This is a genomic window from Flavobacterium collinsii (genome assembly GCF_946903285.1).
In the GTDB taxonomy this organism is placed as follows: domain Bacteria; phylum Bacteroidota; class Bacteroidia; order Flavobacteriales; family Flavobacteriaceae; genus Flavobacterium; species Flavobacterium collinsii.
The window spans coordinates 2665960-2684728 of sequence record NZ_OX336425.1; the positions used below are offsets into that span (position 1 = coordinate 2665960).

15 protein-coding genes are annotated in these 18769 nt (G+C 36.5%); 3 read left to right on the forward strand and 12 right to left on the reverse strand.

Annotated elements, in window-relative coordinates; translation table 11 throughout:
• The first annotated feature begins 61 nt into the window (after positions 1-61).
• Positions 62-3193 (forward strand): SusC/RagA family TonB-linked outer membrane protein, encoded by a 3132-nt coding sequence (locus OGZ34_RS10995; protein WP_263363049.1) that lies wholly within the window; start codon positions 62-64, stop codon positions 3191-3193.
• Positions 3194-3203: 10 nt separating this feature from the next.
• A complete protein-coding gene (locus OGZ34_RS11000) occupies positions 3204-4736 on the forward strand; it encodes a SusD/RagB family nutrient-binding outer membrane lipoprotein (RefSeq protein WP_263363050.1) in 1533 nt (510 codons plus the stop codon).
• 40 nt (positions 4737-4776) lie between these two features.
• Here OGZ34_RS11000 and OGZ34_RS11005 read toward each other — a convergent pair whose 3' ends face one another.
• From OGZ34_RS11005 to OGZ34_RS11015, 3 genes are read right to left on the reverse strand one after another with little or no spacing between them, the layout of a single operon-like run.
• The gene (locus OGZ34_RS11005) at positions 4777-5808 is read right to left on the reverse strand and encodes an aminotransferase class I/II-fold pyridoxal phosphate-dependent enzyme (protein WP_263363051.1); all 1032 of its coding nucleotides are present in this window, start codon (positions 5806-5808) and stop codon (positions 4777-4779) included.
• A gap of 5 nt (positions 5809-5813) precedes the next feature.
• Positions 5814-6824, reverse strand: coding sequence for a dipeptide epimerase (locus OGZ34_RS11010; RefSeq protein ID WP_263363052.1), 1011 nt, complete (start codon positions 6822-6824; stop codon positions 5814-5816).
• Positions 6825-6841: 17 nt separating this feature from the next.
• Positions 6842-7645, reverse strand: coding sequence for an alpha/beta hydrolase (locus OGZ34_RS11015; protein ID WP_263363053.1), 804 nt, complete (start codon positions 7643-7645; stop codon positions 6842-6844).
• Between the two features lie 56 nt (positions 7646-7701).
• On the opposite strand from OGZ34_RS11015, the gene OGZ34_RS11020 reads away from it, so the two are divergent.
• Positions 7702-8103 (forward strand): excinuclease ABC subunit B, encoded by a 402-nt coding sequence (locus OGZ34_RS11020; RefSeq protein WP_263363054.1) that lies wholly within the window; start codon positions 7702-7704, stop codon positions 8101-8103.
• A 24-nt stretch (positions 8104-8127) separates the two neighbouring features.
• Here OGZ34_RS11020 and OGZ34_RS11025 read toward each other — a convergent pair whose 3' ends face one another.
• The 9 genes from OGZ34_RS11025 to OGZ34_RS11065 all read right to left on the reverse strand — a co-directional run bounded on the left by OGZ34_RS11025 (position 8128) and on the right by OGZ34_RS11065 (position 18720).
• Complete coding sequence (locus tag OGZ34_RS11025) at positions 8128-9357, reverse strand: hypothetical protein (protein WP_263363055.1); 1230 nt, start codon at positions 9355-9357, stop codon at positions 8128-8130.
• A gap of 122 nt (positions 9358-9479) precedes the next feature.
• The gene (gene uvrB / locus OGZ34_RS11030; RefSeq protein WP_263363056.1) at positions 9480-11471 is read right to left on the reverse strand and encodes an excinuclease ABC subunit UvrB; all 1992 of its coding nucleotides are present in this window, start codon (positions 11469-11471) and stop codon (positions 9480-9482) included.
• Between the two features lie 125 nt (positions 11472-11596).
• Positions 11597-12535, reverse strand: coding sequence for an alpha/beta fold hydrolase (locus OGZ34_RS11035; RefSeq protein WP_263363057.1), 939 nt, complete (start codon positions 12533-12535; stop codon positions 11597-11599).
• Between the two features lie 89 nt (positions 12536-12624).
• Complete coding sequence (gene rlmF, locus OGZ34_RS11040) at positions 12625-13584, reverse strand: 23S rRNA (adenine(1618)-N(6))-methyltransferase RlmF (RefSeq protein WP_263363058.1); 960 nt, start codon at positions 13582-13584, stop codon at positions 12625-12627.
• 57 nt (positions 13585-13641) lie between these two features.
• The gene (locus OGZ34_RS11045) at positions 13642-14304 is read right to left on the reverse strand and encodes a thiamine diphosphokinase (RefSeq protein ID WP_173967037.1); all 663 of its coding nucleotides are present in this window, start codon (positions 14302-14304) and stop codon (positions 13642-13644) included.
• A 235-nt stretch (positions 14305-14539) separates the two neighbouring features.
• Positions 14540-14983, reverse strand: coding sequence for a DinB family protein (locus OGZ34_RS11050; RefSeq protein WP_263363059.1), 444 nt, complete (start codon positions 14981-14983; stop codon positions 14540-14542).
• A 4-nt stretch (positions 14984-14987) separates the two neighbouring features.
• On the reverse strand, positions 14988-15470 hold the full coding sequence (locus OGZ34_RS11055) for a GyrI-like domain-containing protein (RefSeq protein ID WP_263363060.1): 483 nt from the start codon (positions 15468-15470) through the stop codon (positions 14988-14990).
• 10 nt (positions 15471-15480) lie between these two features.
• Entirely contained in the window at positions 15481-16302 is an 822-nt protein-coding gene (locus OGZ34_RS11060) for a DUF4249 domain-containing protein (protein ID WP_263363061.1), read from the reverse strand.
• 36 nt (positions 16303-16338) lie between these two features.
• Positions 16339-18720, reverse strand: coding sequence for a TonB-dependent receptor (locus OGZ34_RS11065; RefSeq protein WP_263363062.1), 2382 nt, complete (start codon positions 18718-18720; stop codon positions 16339-16341).
• Between the last annotated feature and the right edge of the window lie 49 nt (positions 18721-18769).

The window sequence follows — 18769 nt, forward strand, 5'->3', positions numbered from 1 at the left end:
ATAAAGTGTTAAATTACGGGTCTAACAAACCAAATTATTAACCATTTTTAACTAAATTTTTATGAAACAAAAGAATTTCACCTTTTCCTTCGTTTTGTTCTTACTTGCTTCAGGCATACTGTTTGCACAAAAAATAACGGTAAAAGGAAGCGTAACAGATGAGAGGGGAGTTTCAATGCCAGGTGTAAATATCCTGGAAAAAGGAACATCCAATACTGCTACTTCAGGTTTAGACGGGGATTTTGCCATTAGCGTAAATAAAGGATCAGTCCTGTTATTTTCGTTCGTTGGGTACAAAATGAATGAAGCTACCGTAACAGGAAGTATTTTGAATGTAAAGATGAATCCGGATTCCAAAGAGTTGGATGCAGTGACGGTAACTGCTTTTGGTATAAAAAATAAAACAAAATCCTTGGGCTATGCCAGCCAGACTTTGAAAGCTTCGGATATTGAAAGACCGGGCCAATTAAATGCTCTTGAGAGTTTGCAAGGAGGAGTAGCGGGAGTAACCATAAGTAAAACCTCCGGAGGAGTTGGTGCAGGTGTAGATATTGTTATTCGTGGTGTTTCTTCTTTAGATCCGTCTAATAATAATCAGCCTTTGATAATTATTGATGGTAACCCTGTAAATAATTCTACGGCTATAGGAAATGTAGCTCCCTCAAAAGGCTCTAATTCAGTGAGTAGCGGAGAACAGTTTTCATTTTCTAACAGAGCAATAGATATTAATCCAGAGGATATCGAAAGCTATACTGTGCTTAAAGGAGCCGGTGCTACAGCATTGTATGGTATTTTGGCTGGTAATGGTGTGATTATTATCACTACTAAAAAAGGAAAAGAAGGAAAACCAAAAATTAATATCAATTCCAGCATTTCTTTTAGTGAGGTAAATCATTATCCGGAGCTGCAATCCAAATACAGAGAAGGTCTAAACGGAGCTTCTTATGTAAAAAGTACCGTATCGGATAGCCCCAGTGGTTTTGAATGGGTAAATCCTGCAAGCCCGGGAGGATTCTGGAGTTTTGGACCGGAATATTCCAGTTCAGATGGTGCAGGAATTAAATACAGAAATTTTTATAAAGATTTCTTTAAAACGGGTGTGACTCAAAATTTAGGTGTGAGTGTAAGCGGAGGAACAGAGAAAATCAATTATTTTGTATCTGCTTCTACCAGTAAAGATGATGGTATTGTACCAAATACTTCTTACCAAAGAAAAACTTTTAAAGCAAATGGAGGGTATCAGATTTCTGAAAAATTTAAAATAGGGTCTTCTTTTGCTTACACAAAATCCGGAGGTGTAAGATCTAATAATGGAGACAAATCGGTTATGAGTTCTCTGGCCTATTGGTCACCCTCTATTGATGTAAATGATTATCTTACCGCTGCCGGTAAAGAAAAAGATTATACAAATGGTATTATCGATCAGCCAAGATATTTTACTTCTGTAAGTAATTTAAAAGATGATGTAAATCGTATTATTGCTTCGGCCGATTTTAATTATCAGGCAACTTCATGGTTGAACTTTGTGTATAGAGCTAGTGTAGATAATTATTCTGAAACGAGAAACAGATATGTTCCTGCTAATCTTGATGTGGGAACAGCCGTAAATGGTTTTATTCTGGATGAAAATATTGGTTTTACGGGACTCAATTCCAGTTTTGTGATTACGGCCAATAAAAAATTTGGAAATTTTAATACCACCCTTACCTTAGGAAATCAAATTTTGGATACCAAAAACACCTATTCAAATGTAAGAGGAGAAGGGATTTTTATAACCGATTTTAATAATATTTCTAATGCGACCAATTTGTTTGCTTATAATTCGGGTGAAGAGCGCGTAAGAAACGTGGGTAACTTTTTTGAAGCAAAAGCAGATTATAAAGAAATTATTTATCTGGGTGTTACGGGGCGATACGATCAGGTATCTACTTTGCCGATAAAGAATAATAAATTTGATTATTATTCTGCGAATTTGTCTTTTCTTTTTGGAGATCTGATAGACCAGAACAAATCTATTTTGTCTTATGGAAAATTAAGAACATCTTGGGCACAAAGCGGAAAAACGCCTCCGTTTGCGATCTTTAGAAAAAATATAAAAGATGTAAACTTTCCATTCAACGGAGTTGGAGGAGTATCTGCCACATCTGTTGATGCCAATCCAAATTTGAAAGCCGAAATTATATCGACTTGGGAAATAGGGACTGATTTACGTTTTTTTAGAGATAGAATACGATTGGAATATACTTATTTTAACAGAGTTAGTGATGATCAGATTATTCAAAGAATCGTGCCACAATCCTCTTCAATTACTGCATTTTGGGACAATGGGGGATCTTTAAAAACAACAGGAAACGAATTGACTTTAGGTGCAGATTGGTTTAAAAATCCAAAGTTTAGTTGGACATCTACGCTAAATTTTACACAGTATAAAACTAAAGTTACAGAACTGCCTTTTGAAAATATTATTTTCGGATATGACTCTCAGGCTACCAATATAACTTCACAAGTACGTTTGGGCGATGCAGCCGGAACACTTTATGGCCAGTCCTGGCAACGAGTAGACGGTAAAGTAGTGATTGGTGCAAACGGATTGCCTGTTTTTAATAAAACAAGTACGGGAGCCATAGCAATAGGCAAGATTGGTGAGGCTTTTCCGGACTGGGTAGCTACTCTAAACAATACCTTCAAAATTAAAAATTTTGATATCGGTTTTTTGCTGGAATATAAAAAAGGCGGAGATGCGTATGATACAGCCAGAAGAAACGGAATTAGAAATGGTGTTCTGGGAGTTACGGCTGACAGAAGCGAAACTGCCGTTTTAGACGGTGTAAAATCGGATGGAGCGGGAGGATATGTGCCTAATGATATCCCCATAAATAAATCGTTACGCAACAATTATTACAACAATACGATTTATAATACAGCTGCAGATGCTCTTATACAGGATGCCTCCTGGTTTAAGCTTAGAAATGTGTCGGTTACTTATAACATGACCAAAGAAGCATTAAAAACCATTGGTGTTTCTAATTTGTCTTTTACCGTATCGGGGAGTAATTTTTTGATTTGGACACCATTTGATGGTTTCGATCCGGAAGGTTCCAGCTACAGTGCCGGTACAAATGTTTACGGATTTACAGGTTTGACCACTCCGCTTACACAATCATATTCATTTAGTATTAATCTAGGATTTTAATTTATAAAAGATGAAAAATATAATCAAAACATTCTTGATAATAAGCATTGTCCTGACAACTTATAGCTGTAGCGATGATTATTTTGATATAAATACACCAGGAAATGTAATACCTGATGCGAATAAGAATCTGAAAGATTTATTGGGGCCTGCAATTTACTATACATTTGATGCTCAGTATGCTGCTGCGACCAGAGTTTCTTTGCTAACGCAATATACTTCCTCAGCACTTAATTCGTCAGTAGGGGTAGACAATCATTACGAAGAATCCTTAGATAGCTATTGGTCTTCTGCGTATGTAAAGGCTTTAGGAAATCTGAAAGAAGTAGCTGATAAAGCTGATGAAACAAAATCATCACATTACAAGGGCATTGTTCAAATTTTACAAGCAGTAAATTTTGGATTGTTGACGGATCTGTACGGAGATATACCTTTTTCGCAGGCGTCTTTGGCAGCACAGAATTTTAAGCCGGAATATGACGGCCAGGAAGAGGTCTACAAAGGTATAAACAACCTGTTAGATCAGGGAATTGCCAATTTATCGGCTCCTAACACATCCTCTTTTGCTCCGGGAAAAGAAGACCTTGTTTATGGCGGAAATGTTGAAAAATGGATAAAAGCCGCCTATAGTTTTAAAGCGAGATATGCACTGCACTTATCAAAAATTAATGCAACAACTGCTGCCAGTACAGTAGTTTCTTATTTGGCAAAAGGAATAACCTCCAATGCAGATGACTTTCAATTGATTTACAATAAAGTACAGACAAATCCGTGGTATAATAACCAATTAGGACTTAATACCGGAAATGCATCTTATTTGATAACCAAGCAATTTATTGGTTTTATGAACGGAAGTACATTTACTTTTAAAACGGTAACGATGGATCCCAGAATGCCATTACTGATTGATCTTAGAAGTTATCCTGTAACAGATGGGGTTGTGAATCCTAAAGATCCAAATCCTAATGTTCCGGGGAATTATATTGGTGGAGAACCTGGCCAGGGATCAAAAGGAACACCGGCACCTAATGCTAAAATAGGGCTGTATTCTTATTATTCAAAAATAGATTCACCAGTTGTTATTTTGTCCTTTTCTGAAGTTAAACTAATGCAGGCTGAAGCACAATTTATTTTAAATGGAGGTAATGCGACAAGTACCGGAACAAATGCAATAGGGTATAGCGCCTATATGGATGCTATTGGCGCAAACATGGATAAATTGGGAGTTTCCGCTCCTGATAAAAATGCTTATTTGGGAGATGTTTCTATCAATAAAGGTGCCGCCAGTTTGCAGTTGAAAGATATTATGAGACAAAAAAATATAGCACTCTATTTGAACTGCGAAACATTTAATGATTACAGAAGATACGATTTTTCTACAAACGTTTTTCCGGGATTAACCCTGCCAAAAGCTGCTGATCCTGCTAATGGAGGAAAATGGATAAGACGATTTATTTATTCTACTAACGAAAGAAACGCGAATAAAGCAAATTATGAATTAAACTTTAAATCAATGGTCACACCGGTTTGGTGGGATAAATAAAAACGAAAGCGGCTCTGATTTTTTGATCAGAGCTGTTTTTTTATAAGCTGTTGCTTTGATTCAAAACGTCAATTAGTTTGTCTAAATCATTTTTAGTGTGATTGGCTGTAATTACAATTCTATTAATATCTCTCGAATTTTTTTGATACCTGAAATTGGCGATAATAATTTTATTTGCTCTAAGAGTATCCGTTATACGTTTCATTTCAATGTAAATCAAAGGATATGTTTTATCAAATTTTACATGCTCACTTTTGATAAGTTTTGTATCCAGATAATGTAGATTCTCCATTAATTTTTGATGCTGAACACGATAAATATCCGATGCATCGGCCAGCGTCTGAACAAAAGCGGGATTCATTCCGGCAGCCGATATAAAAGTATCCGTATTTTTTATCTGATCGATGAAAGAAGTATCACTGGCAATAACACCACCATTTAAGCCGAACGCTTTTCCTAAAGACGAAACCATAATTTTGCGTTTAATGGGAAGGTTGATGTGTGAATAAATTCCGCAGCCATTTTTTCCTAAAATTCCAAACGAATGCGATTCATCGATAACTAAAGTGACTTCTTTATGACTTGGGATTTCTTTTAAAACAGATAAATCAACAGCTTTGGTTTGATAGGAAGGAACTCCGTCAGTAAGAATAGTGATTTTCTCTGCTTTAGAATCGGTCAGACGTGGATGTATCTGATTGTTCAAAAATATTGGTAAACTGTTGGGCGTTTTAATTGCGGTATGCAGATCTGAAAAATGAAAGAAACAATCGGTGGTTTTAGTTAATTGTTCCGTAACCAATTTTCCGGCCAGCATTCCTGAAGACACCGTAACGGCACTTTCGGCCTGTATGTGACGGGCGAGAAAAGCCTCACCATTTTCATAAGCCGTTAGTTTTATATTGGCATTGCGGGAGCTGCCGTAAGTGGTTCCCCATTTTTGTATATTTTGAATGACCAATTCCTGAAAAGCTTTATTGGTGGGTAATCCCAAATAAGCAGTTCCACCAAAATACAAGTATTGTTCCTGATTGATTTCAATAGTTCTGTCCGGAAATTGGTCTACGTTCATAAAAATTAGATTAAGGTTACTCCGGTGCCGTTAAGCTCAGAATAATGAATTACACCATTTTTTATGGTCACTCCGGTGGCAATATCCTGGGCTAGAAGTAAGGCTCCATCCATATCCACATAATCCAGCTGAGGGAGCAAATGGGCAATAGCCGAGATTCCCACGGTCGATTCGGTCATGCAGCCCACCATCGTTTTGAGCCCTAATTTTTTGGCTTCTTCGATCATGCGTTTCCCCGGAGTCAGACCTCCGCATTTTACAAGCTTTACATTTATGCCATGAAAATGATTGAAACATTTGGCGACATCTTCTTCAATAATGCAGCTTTCGTCGGCTATTACAGGTAAGACCGAATGTTTAAAAACTTCCTTATGGGCTTCCCAGTCATCGGCTTTCATGGGCTGTTCGAGGAATTCTACCCCTAGTTTTTTGAGCTCAATGGCGTTGTTTATGGTTTCCTCAACATCCCAGCCGCAATTGGCATCGATTCTGAAAATGGCATCGGTGTGTTTTCGAAGTTCTTTGACAATGGCAATATCTTCTTTGGTACCTAATTTAATTTTATAAATAGGCCACGGCAGTTCCTGCATTTTCGAAACCATTTTGTCTATGGAGGCGATACCAATGGTGTAATCCGTAAGCGGATTTTTTTCTGTAGAGTAATTCCATAATTCATATAATTTCTTGCCATTTTTGCGTGCGTATAAGTCGTTATAAGCCATGTCTAAAGCACATAAAGCAAACATGTCATTCTTTAAATACGGATAAATTTTGGACCAGAAAACTTCGGGAGTTTCAGTGGTTGTGCTTTCGATAATGCTTCTGATTTTTTCTAAATCCTGAATCATTACCGGAACAGTTGTTTTGTAATACGGATTTGAAGTTGCTTCTCCAAAACCTGAAAAGCCATCGCTTTTAAGCTCCACAATCAGTGAAGGCTGAAAATCAATCGATTCTCTGGAAATGGTAAAAGTATGTTTGAGTTTTAAATTGTATTCTCTTAAAATTAATTCCATAAGTCTGTTTTTTTTATTTAATAGCCCAGCCAGATTATTGCTTTTGCGAAACCATCACGCCAAAGTTTTTCATTATGTTCGCCGCCTTTTACAATTTTAGATTTGGTGAGATGAAGGCAGTAGCAACGCTTAGTGTCCAGAAGGCGTTCCATTTTTGTCATATCGCTTACCATATCGTCACTTTCTTTGTCTCCGCATAAAAAGTAAATTTTAGTTTTGACTTTAGGAGTTTGTTCCGTCAAAGTATAAATGTTTTTTGAAAACCAGAAGGATGGCGAGAATACACCTGCTTTTCCGAAGATTTCGGGATATTTTAACACGGCATAGTACGAAACCAATCCGCCAAGTGAACTTCCCATAATCAGGGTATTTTTGGCCTTAGTTTTGGTTCTGTAATTTTGGTCGATATAAGGTTTTAGCGTTTTTACAATAAAATCAAGGTAATTATCAGCTTCACCACCGCCGTATTTTTCATTTTTATATGGAGTCAATTCGTTTAAACGTTTGTCATTTCCATGTTCAATGCCTACTACGATTAGGGGTGCTTTCAGACTGTCCAGTTTTTCATCTACATTCCATTCGCCCGCGTACGAAGTTTTGCCATCAAACAAATTTTGGGCATCGTGCATGTAAATCACGCTGTATCTCTTTTTGGCCGAAGCGGCATATCCGTCAGGAAGATAAATCCATATTTTTTTTGTTGTTTTTAGCTGAGGAGCTTCGATGGTAAAGGTAGATACGTTTTTTGAAGCAGTACTCTCTTGTGCGCTTGCGACAGCAGTTACCCATAAGAAAATAAAAAAGAAAAATCTCCTAATCATGAGTACTGTTGCGTTTTAGAGTTAAAAACAATATTTTAGCTAAAAATAATAAATTGATGAATACCGAAGCCGAAAAGATAAGTTTACTTTTAGAAATGATTGCTTTCTCTACCGTTGACGGACAGTTGCATAAAAGAGAGTATGAGTTTTTGTGGTTGGTGGCTCAGGAATTAAATATTAGTCCCGATGTTTTTCGTGATTTATTTCATCAGGAAAGTGCCGGTTCAGTTATAAAATCGGAGTTTCAGCGCATTCAGCAATTTTATCGACTGGCGCTGATTATGTATTGCGATGGTATCTTGCATGAAAAAGAAGCCAAAGCCATACAGCAAATTTCGATCGAAATGGGCTTGAATCCCATTGCAACCCGACGTGTTCTCGATTTAATGAAAAAAGCACCAAATGCTATAATTGATCCTAAGCTTTTACTGAAAGTATTTCAGGAACAGCACAATTAAATTTTTAAGCTTCAGATCAGATAATTACTTTTTTTTAATGGACATTTTTAAACCAATACCGGTTTGAAAATCGGGCGCATTGTCTAAATTTAAATCTTCTCTGAAGTATATAAAATAAGAAAATCTTTTTGTAGAGTAGGTACAGATAAAATTCCATCCTTCTAAGTTTTCGTATAAATGAGAGATCGTTTTTTGCCAATGGGTATTTATTCTTTCTCCCGTCAGAACGATATAATCCCGCTCATTTTTTTTGTTGTAAGAAGTCTGAAAATTATAATTGATGCCATACGAAATACGGTTGTTGTTTTTGAGTTTTACCTTATAATCAATAAGACCTTCAAAACTATAAAAGAAATTCTGACTGCTGATGTTTACACGGTCGCCATATTCTAAAAAATGCTGTCGTAAAACTCCTGCGCTGGCACCAAAACTTAGAATGTTTTTGTTTTTAATGATTTTCTTTTTCAGAATAGAAGCAGAAACTCCAAAATCAGCTACAGGATTATATTTGGAAGTGTTAATGCCAAGTTGCGTTCCGAAATTCAGATAGATATGATGCTTTTCATTCATTTCTAATTTGGGATAATAGTTGTAATTGATATCAATTCCGGGAATGGTAAAATTGCCATTATTCATTGTCAGAACCTTATCGTTTTCATCCTTATATGAGATTCCGGCTTTATTGAGACCATAATGTCGACGTGAAAACGGATCTTCGCCACCAGCAATATTACTGTGAAACCATTCGATTGTTTCATCCGAAGTAAAAATTGAGTAGGGATATTTTCCACCATCGAGAGAATTCATTCGCAAACCGAAATTAAGTTCGTGGTGAACCGTGATGGGTAAAGTAAAAGTGAATCGATACGATCGAATAACTCCATCTGCAAAAAACTCTTTAGTATTGGCAGGAACTTTATTTAAATCGAAAGAAAACTCCCGTGTATGCCAAGGCAAATTTTTGGCTATTTTTTGGTCGTTAGGATCTGTTAATTCGTATGATTTAACATAAGGAAGAACAACATTACCGCTCGAAACTTCAAATGAAAAAGAGTATTTATCAGGAGAACGAACATTAAAACTGTGATTTAACCTCGAAATATAAATTCCTAAGGGATGATTAGAAAGAATATTTGGTTTTATAATGTCCGAAGAATTTTCTATTTCTTTATTCCAAAAATCGTTATTTTCAGATTGTGCGACAGCATGAGCGTTGAAACCAAAAAAAGTAAAAAGGAATAAAAGATATTTCATTTCAGAGTTTAAAATTTTTGTTAAAACTAGTGAATTTGAAATTCCTTATAAAATATTTCTTAAATAATTTTAAGAATAAATTCTTCTTTTATTTTTTTGTACGTTATTTTAAAATGATGTGTTTAAGGCAGTTGTTCCTGAAGTTTTTTAATATCGTCACGTAGTTTTGCAGCTTGTAAAAAGTCCAGTTCTTTTGCTGCTTTCTCCATTGATTTTCGTTTTTCACGAATCATTTTTTCCAGTTCCGGTTTAGATAGATAAGCGGTTTCAGGTTCTGCTGCTGTCGGTAAAGTATGTCCTAATTCATATTCCACCAGTGGATTTTTAGTAAAAGCACTGTCGATTTTTTTGTTTAAGGCCTGAGGCGTAATATTATTTTCAGTATTAAAATTGATCTGTTTGGCTCTGCGATAATTGGTTTCGTCAATCGTTTTTTGCATACTCGCCGTAATCTTATCGGCATACATAATTGCTTTTCCGTTCAGGTTCCTTGCGGCACGACCAATAGTTTGTGTAAGTGATCTGTGACTTCTTAAAAAGCCTTCTTTATCAGCATCTAAAATAGCAACAAGTGAAACTTCAGGTAAATCCAATCCTTCACGAAGTAAGTTTACTCCAATTAGAACATCAAAAATACCTTTACGCAAATCCTGCATGATTTCGATACGCTCTAAAGTATCTACATCGGAGTGTATATAGCGACAACGAATGTTTACTTTAGTCAAATATTTGGCAAGTTCCTCGGCCATTCTTTTTGTCAGAGTAGTTACCAGAACTCTTTCGTCTAATTCGCAGCGAACCTGAATTTCTTCGATCAAATCATCAATCTGATTCAAACTGGGTCTAATTTCAATAATTGGATCTAATAATCCGGTTGGACGAATGACTTGTTCTACATAAATTCCGTCTGTTTTCTGTAGTTCATAATCGGCAGGTGTCGCAGATACGTAGATTACCTGATTCTGCATGGCTTCAAATTCTTCAAATTTCAAAGGTCGGTTGTCCATTGCGGCAGGCAAACGGAAACCGTATTCCACCAGATTTTCTTTTCGGCTACGGTCACCTCCGTACATAGCGTGAACCTGTGAAATTGTCACGTGACTTTCGTCGACTACCATCAGATAATCACTTGGGAAGTAGTCTAGCAAACAGAAAGGACGGGTTCCGGCTTCTCTTCCGTCAAGGTATCTTGAGTAGTTCTCAATTCCGGAGCAATACCCTAATTCGCGAATCATTTCTAAATCAAAATTGGTACGTTCTTCCAGACGTTTTGCTTCCAGATGTTTTCCTATTTCTTTAAAATAATCGACTTGTTTGACCAAATCCTGCTGGATTTCCCAAATAGCATTTTGTAAAACATCAGGAGAAGTCACAAACATATTGGCAGGGTAAATCGTCAGTCGTTGGAATTTTTCAATGACTTGCGAAGTCTTGGCATCAAAGGACTCTATTTCCTCGATTTCATCACCAAAGAAATGAATTCTAAAGGCATCATCAGCATAACTTGGATATACTTCTACTGTATCTCCCTTGATTCTGAATGTTCCGGGAGTAAAATCTGCCTCTGTTCTGGAGTATAAACTCTGAACGAGGCTATGTAATAATTTAGTTCGGGAGATGACCTGATCTCTCGATATTTCAATGACGTTTTTTTGAAATTCAACAGGATTTCCAATACCATACAAGCAGGAAACCGAAGCTACGACTAAAATATCACGACGTCCTGAAAGCAGGGAAGACGTAGTACTCAAACGCATTTTTTCCAGCTCCTCATTGATGGACAGATCTTTCTCAATGAACACTCCGCTAACTGGCATAAAAGCTTCCGGCTGATAATAATCGTAGTAAGAAACAAAGTATTCTACAGCATTATTGGGAAAGAATTGCTTGAATTCGGAATACAACTGGGCAGCCAACGTTTTGTTGTGGGCCAAAACCAAAGTTGGTCTCTGAACTTCCTGAATGACATTAGCTACTGTAAAGGTTTTTCCGGATCCCGTAACCCCTAACAGAGTTTGATATTTCTCACCATCAATAATGCCTTGTGAAAGTTTTTCAATTGCTTGCGGCTGATCACCTTTTGGACTGTATTCAGAGGATACTTGGAAATTCATTTTTGGACGATGAAAGATTAGTTTTGTAAAGATACAAAGTTTGGATTCTATATAAAAACTAAAAAAAGAGCACGAATCAAACGGGTTAGATTTACAGTGATTTTTCGCAAGGACTATGTCTTTATCTATTCTAGGAAGTCAATCATAGCGTCATTCACTATTTTGGATTGATCGATTGATAGAAAATGCCCTGCATCTGATATTATTTTTGTCTGACTATAGATTAAAAACTTTTTCGCTCTTTCTAAACTTTCTTCTGAATTGATGACATCGCGATCTCCAATTAAAATCAAAACCGGGTTAGTGATTGATTTCAGTTCATCATCTGAAAAAGGGTGCATTCTGAACATGCTTGAATTTGATTTTCCATATTTATTGGCCAGATAGAATTGCTTTTTGTAAACAGGACTTATCTTTTCGGGATGAGTAGAAAAAGTTTTCAGGGTTTTTTCGAATTTCTTTTCATTTGGGAAAAGCTTCAACATTAGGGCGGAAGTTGTTTTTCCGACTTTATCTATAAATTTAAAAGTTTGTGCGGGGCTTAATAATACTATTTTATCGATAGAATTTCCTTTTTGGGCAGCTAATAATGTTGCAATCCAGCCACCACGTGATGCTCCTATGAGATCAAATTTCTTTAATTTGTAGTGATCGAAAATTTCGTTGTATAAGATAATAATTTCTTCTGAGGAAAGAGACTTAGAGGTCAAAGTAGACTTTCCTGGTTCCATTATAAAATCAACTGCATAAATGCGATGTTTTTTGGAGAGCGCTTTTATGTTGGGATACCACATGGTAGAACTTGCGTCCATTCCATGGAGTAATACGAGATCCTTGCCGTTTTTTGGCCCTGCAACAATCACATGAGCAGTTCCGTAAGTTGTTTTTATGTTTTCTTCAGTATAGGGGATATCCCAAAGTTTCAAAGCCTGATTGTAAGAATCTATGTAAGCTTGATTTTCGCTTTTTGTTTTAAAAACATAATCGTCAAATTTCGCTTTTTTGGAAGAAGCGCAACTTGCAAGCAAAAACAATATTGTTAAGCTGAAGAAAAATTTTGGCATAGGAATAAAATTCAAATTACTTTAAAGGTACAAAAAATGTAAACCCTAAGATTATCAGGATTTAATTTTAAAGTATTAGAATTTCAATGTTAGGCGTTTTCAGACTTCCAGCCCTTTTGCTGTGCTTCACTTAAAAAAGTCCAGGCTACAATTCGGCTTGTTTTTTGTCCCTGAGCCATATCGATTGTTTTGATAGAAGCTGCATTTACTTTGTTTAATGTTTTATAAATACTGGAAAGATTGTCTCTTTTTGAAACCAGTGTGGTAAACCATAAACACTGCATGGCATATCTGGCACTTTCATAAATCATTTGAGTTACGAAGCCAATTTCACCTCCATCGCACCATAATTCAGCATTTTGACCTCCAAAGTTTAGAACAGGATTTACTGTTTTCTTTTCCTTTGGATTTAAATTCGAAACCTTACGAACAGTACTTTGATTAGCATCTTCGGCCGAAGAATGAAAAGGTGGATTACACATCGTAAAAGTAAAACGATCTTCGGGGGTGATAATGTTTTTAAAAATAAAGCGCGACTCTGTTTGTTGCTGAAGGCTTATGGCCTCAATCAGTTTTGGATTGGCTTCAATAATTTTACTGCAATTTCCGATCGCTTTTTCATCAATATCTGTTCCTACGAAACTCCAGTCGTAAATTGCATTTCCTAAAATAGGATAGATACAATTTGCGCCTGTACCGACATCTAAACCTAAAACTGATGCTCCTTGCGGAATATTTCCGTTGTTGGTTTCGGCTAGTAAATCGGCCAGATAATGAATGTAATCCGTTCTTCCGGGAATGGGCGGACAAAGATAGTTTTTAGGGATATCCCAGTTTTGTATGTCGTAGTAGGTTTGTAGTAAAGCTTTGTTCAGTAGTTTTACTGAAAGAGGGTTACTGAAATCAATAGTTTCAATTCCATGAATGTTTACGGCAACCTGTGCTTTTAACTCAGGACAATTCGCGATAAGAAGTTCGAAATCATAACGCGAACGATGAAGATTTCGAGGATGTAAATTGTTTTTTTCGGAATTGTCTGTTGCTTTCATTTTTGTAAATTTCCGTGCAAAGATAGGTATTCCTTTCTTAGGAAACGTCTTGTAAAATTAATCCATGCATTCCATCAACAGCAAATCACCGTTGGTGTGGGTAATTGTTACTAAACCATCCTGAAGAACAGAATTACTGCTTCCGGTTCTGTAGCCAATTGTTAAGGTATCGTTTATAAGAGGATAGAGTAAATTGGTAGAGTAAATTCCGTCAACAATCCCAATCGGAATCAATGAAATGGGAGTTTTTGCGGTATACCATTTCTCGAATTTACGGGGCAGTAAAAATACTTTTGAATGATCGTCAAGAATAACAATTTTAAGCAAATCGCGGTAACGGGCAATGTTGGTAATATTGGTAATGGTATGGTCTGCACGTTTTCCGGTGGCCCAGACAACATTTACAGCAGGGATCTTCCGATCGATTAAATAATCAAAAGCTTTCTCCAAATCGGTTTTGTCCTGATCGGGTGTATGAACAATTTCGATAGGGTATTGTGTCGTTTTGTAAATTTCAGGATCAAAACCACGGTCGAAATCGCCCAGAAGAACATCGACTTTTATACCCAGTTCAATTACTCTCTCTATGGCCGAATCTAGTACAATAACGAGTGGTGACCATTCTAGTAATTGCCCTAATAACTCTGGGTTGCATGCTGCTCCGTTGGCAATAATTAAAGCGGGTTCCTGGTCGTCGCGTACGATATGGTGTGAAGACATTTATTTTTTTGATTTGAAATGTGCCGCAAATGTACAAAAGTTAGTGTTTAGTCTCGGTTTATAGTCACAGTATTCAGTATTCAGTATTCAGTATTCAGTATTCAGTATTCAGTATTCAGTATTCAGTCTCAGTATTCAGTCTCAGTATTCAGTATTCAGTCTCAGTTTATAGTCTCAGTTTACAGTATTCAGAAAACCGGTACTGCGACTGCGACTGAACACTGTGACTATAAACTTAAAAAACTAATCTGCGGTGGTAATTGATTTGCCCTAAATGATAGGCTAAATGGGTAGATAGATGTACTAAAAAGAAGCCCGTTGTCATTTCTTTTTCGAAAACAATTTGTGGATAGGTTTGTTCTAAATCAGCTTCGATTAAACGGTCGAGAGCATTGTTAACAACCAAGATAGTGTCTTCGATTTTACGGATTAATTCTGATTGGGGAATATCTTTCAATGAAAATTCTAAAGGGCGATCGCGTACATAACCTGTTTTTCCTAATTCGGCTCCAATATAGGTGTTTAGGTTTCCTATTAGGTGCAAACAAAGATTTCCGGTTGAATTGGAAATGCCCGGTGCAATTGCCCAAATCTGATTTTCGTTTTGATACGATTCGATTTCAATTTTTAATTTGTTCAGGTCTCTGTTAAAAAGCAATTTTAAGGTTTCGATCAACATGATTTTAGGCTTTATGGGTTATCGGAATCCAGATTTCTTCTTCAGAGTCGGGATCTTCTTTTTTGTATTTTTCATCCATTACAGCAAAATGAGGCCTTTCATCTACCATATATACAGAATTTGGAAGCCAATCTACAAAAATTTCACGATAGGTTTTGTGGCCTTCGCTTTGAGGGCCTTTATGTACAAAAACGGCATACAATCCCTCAGGAATTACCAAAGATTTCATTTCCCGTGGTACCTTATCAAATTCAGAGACTTCTACTGCGGCCCATTTTTCGAAAGTATTGCCCGGATCAAAATTATCAAAATGTGCGTTTGGAAAAACTTCCAGAGAATACAAATTGGCGTTGATTGTATTTTTAATTTCTTTTCGTTTTGGCATAAAAGAACTCCATAATTGATGGGTTTTGTTTTCCAAAAATGACATTGTAACGTACTTCCCAATTAGTTTCTTCTCGGGTAAAATCTGAATTCTGGCTTCCATTTTTTGCGGGTTATTTAATTTTGTATTTTTTGTAATCGGTTTCATTAAGCGAAAAATAACCTAACGGATAGTTTGCTTTATCGACAGTATTGATAATATTTCCTCTTACGGTTGCGGGTGGAGACTGAAAAGGTCCGCCAGAATTATTCCCCGCAATACTTACCAGAATGCTCATATAATTGTAGTATTGTTTTGAGATACCGTAATGTGTCATTTCGATTTCGTCTCCAATCTTTAAGTCGTCATCATCGGATGTGCTAAAATATTCATTTCCCTGAAAAAACTTGTCCTCTGTAACGTAGTACTTTGATGTAATTTTGTTCGAATACACATATTTAAAGAGATAAAAATTATCTGCATCGGCGGGATCATTAAAGTAAGCCCTAGTCTCAATGTCTTTTCCTGTAAAACCACCTTGGTTATTTTGTTCGATTCGGGTAATGGGCGCAACTGCTTTCATGGTTTCCGTGGCTGTGTAGGTAATACCGCCCGAAATCACAGTTAGCGTGTACGTCTCGTCAATTACCGGAATAAAATTCGAGCACACATATCTCCCGGTTTTAGGAACTTCGCTAAAGTTAAATTGTATGTTCTTACTGTTTTTTATAAATATGGTTGCTCCCGAAACAGTTGGAATAACATTTTGAAAGTAACCTGTTGTAGTGGTCAGCTTTATAGTTTGTTGTTTTCCTGTGGTTTGTTTCTGCCAGTTTATAGCGGCTTCGATTACTAATTTTGGTGGAGCAGTATCTAAATTAACATCGACCACTTCCTCACAACCCGTGAAGAAAATCGATATCAAAACTAGAATTAAGAGGTTCATTTTTTTCATGATATATCTTTTGTTTCTTTTTACAGAAAGTTGGTCTTAAAATTTAAAATTATAACTAACAGCCGGAACTATTCCGAAAATCGAGGTTTTTACGGCTTCATTTGTACCGGTATCTACATTTTGACGGAAGTTGATCGAGGCTGCATTTTGGCGGTTGTATAAGTTATAAATACTAAAAACCCATTCGCCTTTCCAGTTTCGGTCTTTATTTTTTCTAGGTGTCAAAGTTGCCGAAATGTCTAAATGGTGATAGGCTGGTAAACGGTTTTCGTTTCTTAATCCATAATTTGGGACCGTAATTCCCAGATATTCATATCGTCCATTAGGGTACGTAACAGGTTGTCCCGATTGTAGCGCAAAGTTAGCGCCAAAAGACCATTTTTCGTTTAGATTATAAGCAGATGTAATGGCTAAATTATGAGTTTTATCGTAAGCAGAGCTGTACCATTGTCCGTTATTGATTCCGAGTTCCTCCGGAGTTCTTCCCGGGGTTTGTTGCTGTGATTTTGATAAAGTGTAGGAGATCCATCCGTTGAATTTGCCTTCATTTTTCTTTAGCATAAATTCGACACCATAGGCCCGCATTCTTCCATTCAGAATTATTTGTTCGATCGCATTATTCGCAATCAAATCGGCACCATCGATATAGTCAAGTCGGTTTTGGATTTTTTTATAATACGTTTCCACTTCGACAGAATAAGCACCATTGTTAATATTTCTAAAGTAACCCAAAGCCACCTGATCTGCGATCTGAGGTTTGATGTAATTATCACTTGGCATCCAGACATCCAATGGAGTAGGAGATGAAGTATTCGAAATTAGTTGAAGATACTGCGCCATTCGGTTGTAGCTTGCTTTAACCGATTGGTCATCATTTAACTGATAAGAAACAGAAAGGCGTGGTTCTAAATTATTGTAATTTTGAATGACTTTGTTTTTACCAAAATATCGGGTTGAGGTTGGAGTTCCCTTTTCGTAGATCTGCATGTTGCTATTAAAGATCACGGGTTCGTTATTGTCATAATAATTGATGGTAGAAGCGCCTAAACGGTAGAACAAACTGTAGCGCAATCCGTAAGCAACCGTGATTTTTTTCGATAGCTGATTTTCGGCTTCGATATAAACAGAAGGTTCAAACGCATATTTTTTATCCAACTGATCCGGATTAATTCCCGATGTTTCATTGCTTGGTTTGATCGTTCCGGGATTAAATTCGTAGTAAATTCCATTTAAACCATAGTTCAGTTTGAATTTATCTGAAATATAGTTTTTGAAATCGTATTTGATGTTGTAGTTCTTAATTCCTGAATCCCATTTGAAACCTACAAAGTCTAAGTCAAGTCCATAATAATAATCGCTGTAAATCAAGGATAAATTTGCAAATAGTTTATCAGAGTACAAGTGATTCCAACGCAGGTTTAGCGTTGAGTTTCCGTAGATATTAGTAAAACTTTTGTTGAGGCTAAAAACATCACGCCCAAAATAACCGGATAAATACAAGCTGTTGTTGTCGTTTAGTTTATAACTCAGTTTGGTATTCAAATCATAAAAATAGGCAGAGTTGTCTTTTTGATCTTCGGATAATTTTAAAAATAAATGAGCATAAGAAGCTCTTCCTCCAATAAGGAAAGAACCTTTGTCTTTTACTAGAGGGCCTTCGGCAAGAAGTCGGCTTGAAATTAACCCAATTCCTCCATTAACATGAAATTCTTTGCTGTTTCCGTCTTTTTGGTAAATGTCTAAAACAGAAGAGGCTCTTCCGCCATAACGCGCCGGAATTCCGCCTTTGTATAATTTGAGATCTTTAATAGCATCGGGGTTAAAAACGGAGAAAAAACCAAATACGTGTGAGGAATTAAAAATAGTAGCTTCGTCTAGTAAAATTAAATTCTGATCGGCACCTCCACCACGTACATTGAATCCCGAAGCGCCTTCACCTGCATTTGTAACGCCCGGAAGCAATAAGATCGATTTTAAAACATCGACTTCACCTAAAACAACCGGCATCTTTTTGATTGTAGAAATGGAGAGTTTGTTGGCACTCATTTCGGGTGATTTGATATTGATTTTGCCTTTATTATCGGTAATTATAACTTCCCGAAGTTCTTCACCGCTTTCGTTGATTGCAAAATTGTTTTTTGTGTTTTGACTTAAAGTAATTGTTTTTTGAAGGGTTTGATAACCAACATAACTAATTTCGATCTGATGTTCGCCTTGTGGAACGGTAAGTGAATAAAAACCATATTCGTTGGTGGTGGTACCAATTTTTAAGGCCGGAATATAGAGATTCACACCGATTAAGGTTTCGTTGTTTTTGAAGTCGGTGATGGTACCGCTTAAAGTGAATTTTTCCTGAGAAAATGATGTTAAAATGGTAAAGAGCAGAATAAAAAAAGTTGTATTTTTTTTTGTGATCATTGTCTTGGTTTTGAAACACATAGTTAATAATTCTTACTAAATATTTTCG